12 protein-coding genes are annotated in these 13377 nt (G+C 58.5%); 4 read left to right on the top strand and 8 right to left on the bottom strand.

The window, feature by feature from the left end:
* The first annotated feature begins 37 nt into the window (after window positions 1-37).
* On the top strand, window positions 38-1633 hold the full coding sequence (gene ahpF / locus C2846_RS05935) for an alkyl hydroperoxide reductase subunit F (RefSeq protein WP_119700951.1): 1596 nt from the start codon (window positions 38-40) through the stop codon (window positions 1631-1633).
* 363 nt (window positions 1634-1996) lie between these two features.
* The gene (locus C2846_RS05930; protein WP_119700950.1) at window positions 1997-4558 is read left to right on the top strand and encodes a penicillin acylase family protein; all 2562 of its coding nucleotides are present in this window, start codon (window positions 1997-1999) and stop codon (window positions 4556-4558) included.
* 67 nt (window positions 4559-4625) lie between these two features.
* On the opposite strand, the gene C2846_RS05925 is transcribed toward C2846_RS05930, so the two are convergent.
* Window positions 4626-6251: a methyl-accepting chemotaxis protein gene (locus C2846_RS05925; protein WP_119700949.1), complete on the bottom strand. Its 1626-nt coding sequence runs from the start codon at window positions 6249-6251 to the stop codon at window positions 4626-4628.
* 233 nt (window positions 6252-6484) lie between these two features.
* Between C2846_RS05925 and C2846_RS05920 the strand changes: the two genes are divergently transcribed.
* Window positions 6485-8356 carry a methyl-accepting chemotaxis protein gene (locus C2846_RS05920; protein ID WP_119700948.1) on the top strand — a complete coding sequence of 624 codons (1872 nt, stop codon included), beginning with the start codon at window positions 6485-6487 and terminating at the stop codon, window positions 8354-8356.
* On the opposite strand, the gene C2846_RS05915 is transcribed toward C2846_RS05920, so the two are convergent.
* Genes C2846_RS05915 through purU form a run of 3 tightly spaced genes read right to left on the bottom strand, consistent with a single transcriptional unit; the run spans window position 8324 to window position 9858 of the window.
* The gene (locus C2846_RS05915; RefSeq protein ID WP_119700947.1) at window positions 8324-8548 is read right to left on the bottom strand and encodes a hypothetical protein; all 225 of its coding nucleotides are present in this window, start codon (window positions 8546-8548) and stop codon (window positions 8324-8326) included. The genes C2846_RS05920 and C2846_RS05915 overlap by 33 nt on opposite strands.
* Window positions 8545-8958 carry a CBS domain-containing protein gene (locus tag C2846_RS05910; protein ID WP_119700946.1) on the bottom strand — a complete coding sequence of 138 codons (414 nt, stop codon included), beginning with the start codon at window positions 8956-8958 and terminating at the stop codon, window positions 8545-8547. Before C2846_RS05910 ends, C2846_RS05915 begins: the two co-directional genes overlap by 4 nt.
* 48 nt (window positions 8959-9006) lie before the next feature.
* Window positions 9007-9858 (bottom strand): formyltetrahydrofolate deformylase, encoded by an 852-nt coding sequence (gene purU / locus C2846_RS05905; RefSeq protein WP_095625398.1) that lies wholly within the window; start codon window positions 9856-9858, stop codon window positions 9007-9009.
* 231 nt (window positions 9859-10089) lie between these two features.
* Between purU and mvaT the strand changes: the two genes are divergently transcribed.
* Window positions 10090-10467 (top strand): histone-like nucleoid-structuring protein MvaT, encoded by a 378-nt coding sequence (gene mvaT / locus C2846_RS05900; RefSeq protein ID WP_080050019.1) that lies wholly within the window; start codon window positions 10090-10092, stop codon window positions 10465-10467.
* A 56-nt stretch (window positions 10468-10523) separates the two neighbouring features.
* Here the strand turns inward: mvaT and sbcB are convergent, their stop codons facing one another.
* The 4 genes from sbcB to C2846_RS05880 all read right to left on the bottom strand — a co-directional run bounded on the left by sbcB (window position 10524) and on the right by C2846_RS05880 (window position 13315).
* Window positions 10524-11972 carry an exodeoxyribonuclease I gene (sbcB, locus tag C2846_RS05895; protein WP_119700945.1) on the bottom strand — a complete coding sequence of 483 codons (1449 nt, stop codon included), beginning with the start codon at window positions 11970-11972 and terminating at the stop codon, window positions 10524-10526.
* Window positions 11973-12020: 48 nt separating this feature from the next.
* Window positions 12021-12410 (bottom strand): PilZ domain-containing protein, encoded by a 390-nt coding sequence (locus tag C2846_RS05890; RefSeq protein WP_119700944.1) that lies wholly within the window; start codon window positions 12408-12410, stop codon window positions 12021-12023.
* Window positions 12411-12412: 2 nt separating this feature from the next.
* Window positions 12413-12844 carry a DUF4124 domain-containing protein gene (locus C2846_RS05885; RefSeq protein ID WP_119700943.1) on the bottom strand — a complete coding sequence of 144 codons (432 nt, stop codon included), beginning with the start codon at window positions 12842-12844 and terminating at the stop codon, window positions 12413-12415.
* Window positions 12845-12943: 99 nt separating this feature from the next.
* A complete protein-coding gene (locus C2846_RS05880; protein ID WP_119700942.1) occupies window positions 12944-13315 on the bottom strand; it encodes a tetratricopeptide repeat protein in 372 nt (123 codons plus the stop codon).
* Window positions 13316-13377 lie beyond the last annotated feature (62 nt).

Here is a 13377-nt window from a genome sequence, read left to right as displayed (position 1 = left end):
CGCCTGAAATTTATGCTTTGTCACAAGGGACACGCACATGTTGGACGCCAATCTGAAGAAACAACTGGACACGTACCTGCAGCATATCGTTAACCCGATTGAAATCAGCGTGTCCGTCGATGACAGCCCCAAGGGCAAAGAATTGCACGAACTGGCCAACGAAATTGCCGAAATGTCGGGCAAGATCGGCTTGGTTGACGCCGCCAATCCGCGCACTCCGAGCATGTCGGTAGGGCGCACTGGCGAGCAGCCACGAGTCACCTTTGCCGGCCTGCCGATGGGCCACGAGTTCACCTCGCTGGTCCTGGCCCTGCTGCAAACCGGTGGCCACCCGTCCAAGGCCGACCCAGCTCTGCTTGAGCAGATCCGCAGCCTCGATGGCGAGTTCCACTTCGAAACCTATATTTCCCTGTCGTGCCAGAACTGCCCGGACGTGGTCCAGGCACTGAACCTGATGGCCACGCTGAACCCGAACATCACCCATGCAATGGTCGATGGCGCCCTGTTCCAGGATGAAGTCGAACAGCGCCAGATCATGGCCGTACCTTCGGTGTTCCTCAATGGTCAGCCGTTCGGCCAGGGCCGCATGAGCCTGGCGGAAATCGTCAACAAGGTCGACAGTGGTGCAGCCAAGCGCAAGGCCGCCGAACTGAACGAGAAAGCCCCGTACGATGTACTGATCGTTGGTGGTGGCCCGGCTGGCGCGGCAGCGGCCATCTATGCCGCACGCAAAGGCATCCGTACCGGCCTCGTCGCTGATCGCTTCGGTGGCCAGGTAATGGATACCGTAGGTATCGAAAACTTCATCTCGGTTCCCTACACCGAGGGTCCGAAGCTGGTGGCGCACCTGGAACAACACGTCAAGGAATATGATGTTGAGGTGATCACCGAGCAGAAGGCCGCCAGCCTGACCCAGGGCGACTACCTCCAGATCGGCCTGGAAAGCGGCGCCACTCTGTCCAGCCGCAGCGTCATTCTGGCCACCGGTGCTCGCTGGCGGGAAATGAACGTACCCGGCGAACAACAATACCGGGGCAAAGGCGTAGCCTACTGCCCACACTGCGACGGCCCGCTGTTCAAGGGCAAGCGCGTGGCCGTGATCGGCGGCGGCAACTCCGGTATCGAGGCGGCGATTGACCTGGCAGGTATCGTCGAACACGTCACCGTACTGGAGTTCGGTGACAGCCTGCGCGCCGATGAAGTTCTGCAGCGCAAGGCGCGTTCGCTGGCGAATGTCGAGATCATCATGAATGCCCAGACCACCGAAGTACGTGGTGATGGCAGCAAGGTGGTAGGTCTGACCTACACCGACCGCACCAACGGCGAAAGCAAGCAGGTCGATGTGGCTGGCATCTTCGTCCAGATCGGTCTGGTGCCGAACTCCGAGTGGCTCAAGGATTCAGGGCTGAACCTGACCCGCTTTGGCGAGATCGAGATCGACAGCCGTGGTGCAACCAACATCCCCGGCGTGTTCGGCGCTGGCGATGTCACTACCGTCCCGTTCAAGCAGATCATCATCGCCATGGGTGCCGGCTCCACCGCAGCTCTGGGTGCCTTTGATCATCTGATCCGCACTCCGGCTCCAGAAACGGCCAAACTGATGCAGTCCAGCTCGGCTACCGAAACCGTCTGAGCAGTACTCTGAACGCTGCCCGGGTCACCCCGGGTAGCACTTTGCCAGACAGCTCCCTCAGCATGCCTCCCAGTGCATTTCACGCCAATCTGGCGCTCACCACGCCCGCCCCCTTTGCGCAACAAAAAATCAATAACTGAAAAATGAAGGCAATAATCCTTCAACAATAAGGGTTTGAATGCCTGTCCAAGTCACTCCACAAGCAAAAACTGAAAACCACACCAGATTCACCCATCAGCCGCCTCAATTGACAGCTTCCAGCCCGCTTTGGAGAGTGGGCAGGCTTCACCCAATTGGGTGAGCACAGGTCGACTTCCCCCGTCGACCACCCCTAATAACAACGTAAAACAAAAGGATGTGACAATGCATAAGAAGCTGGCCGGCACTCTGGTTGCCGGCACCGTCATTTTGTCAGGCTGCCTCAGCAGCGGCGGCTCCTCCAGCAGCTCTCCGGCCCCCAGCCCAAGCGCCGATGTAACCATCACCTACACCACCCATGGCGTGCCCCATGTCAAAGCCAATGACTACTTCGGTCTCGGCTATGGCGTCGCCCACGCCCAGGCCGAGCATAACCTCTGCACCCTGGCCGAACAGGTAGTGACACTGCAAGGCGAAAAGGCCAAATTCTTCGGGCCCGGTACGAACAACGCCAATCTGCTGTCGGATGTCGCCTACAAGGCCATCGATTTTGAAAGCATGGCCGAGGAACGCTTTTCACTGCTATCCGACGATGCCCAGGCCCTAATCAACGGCTATGCTGAGGGCTACAACAACGCACTGGCCGAGCGCCACAGCCCGCAGGACTACCCTACACCCTGTCGCGGCGCCGAATGGGTCCAACCAATCACTGCCAATACCCTGCTGGCCACCTATCTGGACATGGCCACCCTGGCCAGTACCCGCAATTTCCTCCAGGCCATGGCCGCAGCCCAGCCGCCAGGCGGAATCACTCAGCTCAAGAACAACAGCGAGCAACAATCTCAACTGGCCAAGGCCGACGACCAGCCCAAACCGCTGGCCAGCGCCTTTGACCTGACTGCCCAGCTTGATCCGGAGCTGGTGCTGAAAAATGAAGGCATCGGCAGTAATGGCTGGGCCCTAGGTACGGACCGGGTCCGCGACGCCAACAGCCTGCTGCTTGGCAATCCGCACTTTCCCTGGGACGGTGCTTCGCGTTTCTATGAAATCCATCTGAACATTCCCGGTGAACTGCAGGCCCACGGTGCCAACATGACCGGCATTCCGATCGTGACCCTGGGCTTCAACCAGCATCTGGGCTGGACCCATACGGTCTCCCAGGCCAAGCGTTTCACCCTGTACCAGCTGCAACTGGACCCATCCAATGCCCAGCGCTACTTCTATGACGGCGAACTGCGCGACATCACTTACAAAGACGTCATAGTCGAGGTCAAGCTGCCCGATGACTCGCTGGCACCGTTCACTCGCCGGGTATTCTTCAGTCATTACGGCCCGATGATCGACCTGTCTTCCGTGAACCCGGCACTCGGTTGGAGCACTACGACGGCAATCACCTACCGCGACGCCAACCTCGGCAACCACCGGATGCTCGATCAGTGGCTGGCGATGAACAAGGCCACCAGCACTGCTGAGCTGGAAACCGCACTGGCTGAGATCCAGGGCCTACCCTGGGTCAACACCATCATGATCGATAAGGATGGCAACGCCTCTTATATCGACGCCTCAGTCACCCCTCTGCTGTCAGCGCAGGCCGAAGGATTCTGGCGCAACGCAATAGCTAACGATCCTGCGGCCCAGGCACTGTGGCAGGACGGTGCCGGCCAAATTCTGCTGCCAGGACACCTGTCGCAGTTCGAGTGGGTCAACCACCCCGAGGCCGTAGCGCCGGGCATCGTGCCTTACAGCCTGGCACCCAAGGTGACCCGCCGCGACTATGCCTACAATGCCAACAGCAGTCACTGGCTGTCGCATGTCGAGGAGCCACTGGAAGGCTACAGCATTGCCTTCGGCCCTGAGCAGGTGGTGCGCAGTCCGCGGACCCGCTACAACGCCCAACTGATCAGCGACCCTCACGCTTTTGGCCTGACACTGGCCGATCAGGTGTTCGATATCGAGGCCCTGAAACTGGCCCTGGACCACAACGGCTCGCTGTTTGGTGGCAGCTTCCGCCAGCAACTGGTCCAGCGCTGCCAGGCTAACCCGCAGGTTGAAGTCGACGGTCAACTGGAAAGCCTGGCAACGCCCTGTAACGTGCTGGCCAACTGGGATGGACTCTACAACCTGGACAGTCGTGGCGCCGCCCTGATGCGTGAGTTTCTTCAGGAGTTCCGAGTCAGCGCTCACCGCGATCTGCACAACAACCTGTTCGCAGTACCTTTCGACCCGGACAGTCCGGCTGACACCCCACGCGACCTGGCGCCGCTGGCGGCCGACCCGCTGACCGATCCGGTACTCCAGGCCCTGCATAAGGCTGCCAAGCGCCTGAGCGACAATAACGTTGCCCTGGACGTGGCACTGGGTGATGTGCAGTACGTGCTGAAATCGTCCGACCCGAACCATCGCTTCCCTATTCATGGCGGGCAGTCGTTCGAGGGGATCTTTAACATGATCAGCAAGAATGCCCGCAGCCTTGCCCAGACCGGGACCATTCTGACCGGTCAGGACATTGCCGGTAGCGCCAGCCTGGATTTGCTGGACGAGGGTAACGGACCGGTTGCCGCCTACCGGATCAACTACGGTACCAGTTTTGCCCTGGCGCTGAGTTACGACGAGCAAGGCCCCAAGGCTCAGGTCTACGTGACCTACGGCCAGGCTCACGATCCGGAGTCTGAGTTCTTCGCCGACCAGACCGAGCTGTTCAGCAACAAGCAGTGGCGTTCGATGCCACTGACCGACAGTGAAATCGACGCCGCCACCCTGCGGGTGGTGGAGCTGACCCTGCCCTGAATCAAGACGGCGCCCTTGGGCGCCGTTCATTCAGCCTCTTCCGGCCCCTTTCGGGGGCCGGACCTGCCTAGACCTTGAAGCGCGTTACCAGGTCATTCAGCTCTACCGCCAGACGCGACAGCTCGCGGCTGGAGCTGCTGGTCTGCTCGGCACCGGCTGCAGACTGGGTAGACAGGTCTCGAATATTGACCAGATTGCGGTCAACCTCACGCGCCACCTGGGCCTGCTCCTCAGCTGCACTGGCGATCACCAGATTGCGCTCGTTGATCTGGCCGATTGCCTCACTGATGCTACGCAATGCCTGCCCCGCCGCATCGGCCAAGGCCTGGGTATTGCCGGACATGGTACGACTGATACCCATGGCCTCTACCGCTCTCTCACTGCCCTGCTGAATCGAGGAAATCATCTCTTCGATCTCGCTGGTTGACTGTTGGGTTCGATGGGCCAGCGCCCGCACCTCATCGGCAACCACGGCAAAGCCGCGCCCGGCCTCGCCGGCACGAGCCGCTTCGATCGCTGCATTGAGTGCCAGCAAATTGGTTTGCTCGGCGATTGCCCGGATCACATCAAGCACCTGGCTGATACTCTGAGCCCGAGCGGCCAGATCCTGTACTTCATCTGCCGAAGCACCGATGGTTTCAGTCAGTTTTCCTATGCTGGTCAGGGTATTGCCGACCTGTTGACGCCCTTCTTCGGTAATCCGGGTAGCCTGCTGTGAGAGATCCGAGGTGGACGCAGCATTGCTGGCCACTTCCTCGACAGCGGTAGTCATCTCGTTGACCGCCGTAGCCGCCTGCTGAACTTCATCATCCTGGCGCTGCAGGCCACGGGTGGCATCCTCGGTCACGGCGTTCAACTCTTCGGCCGCCGAAGCCAGTTGGGTCGAGGAGTTGGAAATGCCCACAATAGTGTCGCGCAACTGCTCCTGCATGCTCGCCAGCGCCCGCAACAGGCGGGCCGGTTCATCCCGACCCTGAACCTGGATCAAGCGGGTCAGATCCCCCTTGGCCACAGTTTCACTGACCTGCACGGCCTGGCGAATTGGACCGATAATGCTCTGGGTCAGGGTCCAGGCCAGCAAAACCGTAAGCAGAGCCGCCAGAATGACCGCAACTATCACCATGCTGCGCGCACTGGAGTAGCTCGCCGCAGACTCATCGGCGGCAGCGCCCACCCTCTCAACCGTATAACGCTCCAAGGCCAGCAGTGCCTGGGTCACCTGATCGGCCTGCGGATTCAATACCTGGTCAACATGCTGTAGGGCCAGATCAAAACGATTGTTCAATGCCAGATCCAATGCCTCACGCTGGGCCGCCAGGTAACCCTCGTAGCCGCGGTTGAATTGTTCGAACAAGCGTTGCTCATCCGGATAACTTATGAGAGCTGCATAGCGCTGCCGGTCGGCATCGACCTGCCGAGTCATTTCGTTGATCTGCGTGTTGAGCCTGGCCGCATCGCTGCCGTCCTCATCCAGCATGATGCGCAGGGTAAAAATCCGTACCCGCATAAAGCTCTGACCAAAACTGTTGATCAACTGCATGCCGGGCACCCAGTGGCTGTCCACCTCCTCAGCCTGCTGGCGCATCTGTCCCATCTCACGCATGCCCAGCATACCTAACAACAAAACAATTACTGCCATCACGGCAAAACCCGCCGCCAGCCGGGCAGCGATGGAATAGTTTCTCAACAGCATAAGAATCCCTAATCGATGAACGAGCGCCCGAATGATCGCGCTCACGGTTATAATGCGAACCCTTTGTCGGTTAACTGAAACCGACTCGCCGCCAATGATAGCTTAGCGCCATCACCAGACATCTGACTGGGGCAAAAAAAACAACACTGCGTTCCCCCTGATTAAAGTTTTTGGCCGCCTGGACGTTATCAAGGTGATGCTTTCCTATTCTGTTTTAACGAGACTTGCGCCCCATGCCCAACCAACTCAGTTTCAGCCAGAAAATCCTGATCGCCGCTTGCCTTGTGGTAATCGCGGCCTTTTCGGCATTTTCCCTTTACAACGATTACCTGCAGCGCAAGACGCTGCAGGACAATCTGCGCACTTATCTGAGTGATGCTGGCGGCTTGACTGCGGCCAATATCAGCAACTGGCTGTCGGGCCGGGTTCTGTTACTCGAGAACCTGGCCTCCAATCTGGCCGCCGACGATGGCAGTCGTATGATTGAGCTGTTGGAAGAACGCACGCTCAACCGCACCTTCGACTTCAGTTATCTGGGCGAAATGAATGGCGCCTTCACCATGCGGCCGGACTCACAAATGCCGGCTGACTATGATCCACGCACCCGGCCCTGGTTCAGGGACGCCAAGGCCGCCGGACGTACCGTTCTTACCCAGCCTTACACCGACGCCGCCACTGGCGACCTGATCATGACCATCGCCACCCCGTCGGGCAACGATGTGGTGGGTGGTGACCTGAACCTGAAAACTATCTCGACCATCATCAACGCACTGGACTTCAACGGCATGGGCTATGCGTTCCTGGTCAACCGCGATGGCACCATTCTGGTACACCCCAATGCCAGCCTTCAAACCCAGACTCTGAGCCAGATCTACCCTGGAGACACGCCACGCATCAACAGCGAGCTACAGGATGCAGTAATGGGCGGCGAAGCCCGCTTGCTGACCTTCATCCCGGTCACAGGACTGCCAGGCGTGGAGTGGCATGTCGGGCTGTCGATCAGTCGTGATCAGGCCTTTGCCAGCCTGACCAGCTTCCGTATTTCCGCGTTGATCGCCGCACTGATTGCCCTGATCGCCATTGTCGTGCTGCTCAGCCTGCTGATTCGCTACCTGCTAACACCCCTGACTTCGCTAGGCTCGGCGCTGGAAGATATCGCCCAGGGCGAAGGCGACCTGACCCGCCGCCTGCCGGTCACCAGCCGCGACGAATTTGGCCGCCTGGCTGCCGCCTTCAACCAGTTCGTTGAGCGGATTCACGCCTCGATTCGCCAGGTGGCAACCACCAGCCAGGAACTCAACGATGTCGCACTGAATGTGGTCAACGCCTCCAATGCCAATATGGCCAGCTCAGATGAACAGGCCAGTCGCACCAGCAGCGTAGCCACCGCGATCAATGAGTTGGGCGCCGCCGCCCAGGAAATTGCCCGCAACGCAGCAGATGCCTCACAGCAGGCCAGCGGCGCGCGCAGTGGAGCCGACCAGGGTAGTCAGGTCGTGGCCCAGACCATTCAGGCCATGCAGGACCTGTCGGCCAAGATCACCGCTTCCAGCCAGACCATCCAGTCCCTGAGCCACCGCACCGAAGATATCGGTAAGATCCTCGACGTTATCCAGGGGATTTCCGAGCAGACCAACCTGCTGGCACTCAATGCGGCGATCGAAGCCGCCCGTGCCGGTGAGGCCGGTCGCGGTTTTGCCGTAGTCGCTGACGAGGTCCGCAGCCTCGCTCACCGGACTCAGAGCTCGGCCAAGGAAATCCATGACATGATTGAAGAACTGCGCAGCGATGCCAGCACCGCGGTGAAAAACATGGAGGAGAGTCAGCGCTACAGCGAGCACAGCGTCGAAGTAGCCAGTCAGGCCGGGCAGCGGCTGACAGAGATCACCCAGGGGATTGGCGAGATTGACAACATGAATCAGTCGGTCGCCACCGCCACCGAAGAACAGACATCGGTGATCGAAAGCCTGAATATGGACATCACCGAGATCAACACCCTCAATCAGGAAGGGGTGGAAAACCTGCAATCGACCCTGCGCGCCTGTACCTCACTGGAGCAGCAGGTCAACCGACTACGTGAGCTGGTCGGCAGCTTCCGGATCTGAATCCGAGTCGGCGGCGGCCTCCTGGGTCGCCGCCAGATCGGCTACCGCAGCAAAGTCGGTACCGCTGTCAGCGTTCATAGCTTCAGGATCGAAGCGCGCCAGACAAACTCCACCTATGACCGGCGGCAAACCAGCCGCGGCCTGCCCCAACGGGTCATAGTCCTGATCATCATCGCGCCAGAGGCCGGTCATTTGGGGGCACCATGATGATTGTAGGCCTTGACCGCACGCAGAATATCCCGACGACTGATCTGCCCCACCAGCAGACCTTCATCCATCACCGGCAAACGCCGTCGATGTTTCTGAATGAAGTGTTCACCAGCCTTGATGATATCGGCATCGGCATCGATGGTTTCCACCACCACAGTCATCACCGACTCGACCCGACCACCGGCTTCCTCGAAGTAACTCCCGGACAAAATGCCTTTGAGGCAGTCACTTTCGGACAGCAAACCAAGCAAATGCCCCTCGCTATCCACTACCGGCGCACCGGAAATACGATGTTCGATCAAGGTGTCAATAGCCCGGAACAGGTCAGTTTCCGGACTAAATGTCACCAGATCAGTCGTCATGTAGTCACGCACTTTGACTGACTTGAGCATAGGGCCTCCTCTCTTGTCGGAGGGTCCGGCCACAACTTCAAGCCATCGTCAATTAAAAACCACGGTCTTGTTGTCGTGAACCAGTACCCTGTCTTCCAAGTGATAGCGCAAACCGCGTGAAAGTACCATTTTTTCCACGTCTTTCCCGAGCCGCACCATGTCTTCAACGTTGTGCCTGTGGGTGATGCGGGCCACGTCCTGCTCGATGATTGGTCCGGCATCCAGCTCTTCGGTCACATAATGGCAGGTGGCGCCAATCAGTTTGACCCCGCGCTGGGCAGCCTGGTGATAGGGCTTGGCGCCAACGAACGAAGGCAGAAAGCTGTGATGAATATTGATGATCCGATGCGCATAGCGCTGACAGAGTTCCGGCGGCAGAATCTGCATGTAGCGCGCCAGCACAATACAGTCGGCACCCTGTTCATCCACCAGCCGGGTCACTTCGGCAAAGGCCGGCTGTTTGTTCTGCGGATCGACCGGCACATAATGGAAAGGAATGCCGTGCCACTCGACCATGCTGCGCAGATCATCATGGTTGGAAATCACGCTGGTGATATCGCAAGCCAGCTCTCCGCTGTGCCAACGATGTAGCAAGTCGGCCAGACAGTGCGATTCGCGGCTGGCCATCAACACAACTTTCTTGCGCTCGGAGGAATCACTTACCCTCCAGTCCATTGAGAACTCGGCGGCAATAGGAGCAAAAACCGTACGCAAACCATCCAGATCAAATGGCAGGGAATCAGCCCGGATCTCATGACGCATGAAAAACCAGCCCGACAGGTTATCCGAATGATGATTGGCTTCACTGATCCAGCCATTATAGGTGGCCAGCAAGTTACTGACTTTAGCTACAATACCTACCCGATCCGGACAGGCGATTACCAAACGATAGGTACGCATTACTCAACTCCCACACTGCGCGCCTGACAAAGTTGACGCGACCAAGGCGGGCATTCTAGCCGGCCTGATGAATATTTTCAGCACTTGTCGAAAAGGCCTGCGACCTATCGACGCAGTCACATAGTTGTAATTTTCAATCAACCTCATTCCAACCGACACATTGTATAACTTTGTCGTTTTAACTATGATTGCCACGTCATCCCCAATTTCAGGAAACAAGGATCAACTTCCATGTCCAAGTTGCAAGAGTATCGTCAGATCGAAGAAACCATCCGTGAACTTTCCGAACGATTGAAGTCTCTGTCGAACGACGACAAGCTCAAGAAAGAAATCGAGTTTGAAGAAAAACTCAAAGGGCTGATGAGCCAATACGGGAAGTCGTTGAAAGATGTAGTCGCTCTGCTCGACCCGGATAACAAACTGACCCCCGCTGCCAAGGCCGGCAAGGCCACTGCAGGCGCCAAGCGCGCGCGCAAGGTCAAACAGTACAAGAACCCGAACACTGGTGAAGTTGTCGAAACCAAAGGCGGCAACCACAAGACCCTGAAAGCCTGGAAAGAGCAGTACGGTGCCGATACTGTTGAAAGCTGGGCCAAGGTGCTTGGCTAGAAGCACTGAAACAATAAAAAACGCCCATTGATCTGGGCGTTTTTTATTGACTCGGATCACTCCATCTTCACGGCCAGATAACGGGCCAGATCCTCGGCATAGCGCTGCCAGTCTTGCAGCAACTGCTGCTGTTGAGCAGAAGCTTGGGGCATCGCCTCACTCAAGACCCGATTAAAGTCTGCCAGGGTCAATGGTGCTCCGGGCAGCCGCCCCTGAAGCCGCTGCCGACAAAACTGCCGCCACTGTTCCTGCTCGCTTGCAGTCAGAGTATCGGGAAAGTTACGCGCCCGATAACGGAACAACAGATCAACCAACCGCTGGTCACGTAAGGGCCAGGAGTGTCGAGCCAGTGTATCGGGGTCAGCCTGGCGAATGTCCGGCAGCAACTGCCTGTCCGTATCGTTAAGAAACCCGTCATAGAGTTGCAACTCTGGATCAGACTGAGCCTCCTTCTGCTCAGCCGTATCACTGTAAACCTCCCTGAGCAGCGCCTGACCGGTTTCCCGCCATGCTCCCAAAGCCTGGGCATTAGCCAGCAAACGCGGCATATCCAGCCCCAGACGCGCAATATCTTCAGCGCGTAAGACCTTGAGGTCGGCCAGAAACGGACAGCGGTTGATATGCACCAACTTCAGCCCCGGACGCTGCTGCCCCTCGGCCAAATCTTCCTGACGAGCGTATAGGCGCTGACGCAACTGCTCGGCCGTCAACTCATTGAGCAAGCCCGGGTCGGCAGCGAGGTCATAGACAATCAATGCATTGCGATTGACCGGATGCCAGCCCAGCGGCAACACCAGCGCCAATCCGTGACGCTCACGCCCGAAACGACCAGACACATGGACCAGCGGTCGAACGTTGCGCAGATCAATCAGGGCATTAACCGCCGGCTTACGGCGCAGCCCCAGCAGATAGTTGAACAGTTTCGGCTGGGTCTGACGCAACAGGCGAGCCATGGCAATGGTCGCACGGACATCGGCCAAAGCATCATGAGCCTGACCATGATCAATGCCATTGGCGGCCGTCAGCAGCTCCAGGCGCAGGCTGACCAGCCCGTCTTGCTGTGGCCACTCGATGCCCTCGGGGCGCAAGGCGTGGGCGGCACGCAAGCCATCAAGCAGGTCCCAGCGACTATTGCCTGACTGCCACTCACGGGCATAGGGATCATAGAAATTCCGGTACAGGCTGAAACGGGTCATCTCGTCGTCGAAGCGCAGGTTGTTGTAACCCACGCTACAGGTGCCCGGCGTAGCCATTTCATGATGCAGACGCTGAATGAATTCAGCTTCGGGCAGCCCCGCCATGACCCGTTCCGGGCCTATCCCGGTAACCAGACAGGCCATCGGATGCGGCAGAATATCCGGCGACAGCTGGCAATCGATGCACAGTGGATCGTCGACCTCGTTCAGCTCTACATCGGTGCGAACGCCGGCCACCTGCAGAGGCCGGTCACGACGTGGATCGATGCCGGTTGACTCGAAGTCGTACCAGAAAAAACTCTCGGCCATGCCCTTCTCCCTGCAATACAAAGCCGCAGGGTACCCGATGCCGGGCGTTCAGGCATCTTCCGTGTGCATGAAACTGAAGTAGCGGGTCAGCGCGTCGGTCAGTTCGGCAAAGGCCGGCTGGTTACCCACCAGACTGAAGCCGGTATCAAAGTGCCCCGGAGTGACATCCTCGCGACACCAGTGGCTTTGGGCCTGAAAGTCCAGTCGCTGATAGGGATGCAAACTGGACGGCAGGCGCAATTGCAGTTCGAACAGTTCATCGACCATCAACGGCAACGGGCTGATCAGCATAAGGCCCTGATGCGATACATTACCCAAATAGCCTATCGGCCGACCGGTGCACTGATTGAAAACCTGCAGGTAAGCTCCTAGCTGATGCCGGGTGATCTGGCGTTTTTCGATATGCTCCGGGGACTCCGGAACAGGCGTCGTCTGCATATTCAGCAACGCTCCCTGATTTCAGCTTGCAAGGCGTTCTTGCGCGCCTCGACTCGTTTAGGTTCTACCTCCACCCGTGTGCCGTTGGCATCCTCCTCGTACCAGAGGACCCGGCCATCGAACCGCGCCAACTCTCGGCGCAGAGCGTCACAATGGCTTTGTTGCCTGGCCCGCTGTTCAAGTACAGCGGTTTGTCGCGCCGCACGTTCCTCGGTGCGCACATCCATCAGACGTTGGAGATTCTGTTCCCGCTGGCGCACCTGGGCATCACGCTCGACCACCTGAGGTCTCACTTCAACCCGTTGTGCGCCCTCACGCGGGCGCTCACCGAAATGGACCTGGCCGTGCTCGTCCACCCAGCGATAGATCTCGCTGGCGGCAACCGGGCCAAACCACAGCACCAGGCAGATGATGACAAGCTGACGAATTCGCATAGCCGCTAGGGTCCAGGAGCTGATACCAGTCGGGTATCAGTTCGCTAAGCATAGCCCAGCCCCAGGGTACGGCCAAGGGCCATATAGTGAACCGCACACTCAGGGGCGCTCAGGCGGCAAGCGCTGATCCGGCTGGTAATGACCCAATTGACGCAGGGTCTCCAGACGTGCGCCGGCCCGATAACTATACTCACTATTGGGGTAATGCCGGAGCAGGTAACGGTAAGTCTGCGCGGCATCCACGTACAGAGCCTGACGCTCCAGACACAGCCCCCTCAACAATGAGATTTCCGGTTGCAGATGCGGTCGCGAACGGCTGGCCCGCTCGGCCCGGGACAACTGGATAATGGTCAGGGCACAGTCGCCCCGATCATAGGCCTGATAGGCCTGATTCAGGTGACTGTTATGGGCGTTCGAGGCGCAACCGGCCAAAATGCCCAGGGCAAGTGCGGCTAGCAGAGTTTTTGACATGGCAATGATCTTTGCGATGGTTTGTCAGGTTATCGGCCAGTCCCGAGGTTTCTCAAGGGCAA

The organism is Pseudomonas jilinensis (assembly GCF_003586265.1).
In the GTDB taxonomy this organism is placed as follows: Bacteria; Pseudomonadota; Gammaproteobacteria; order Pseudomonadales; family Pseudomonadaceae; genus Halopseudomonas; species Halopseudomonas phragmitis.
Note: the sequence above shows the minus strand (reverse complement) of the source record. Positions and strands in the feature narration are given on the sequence as shown.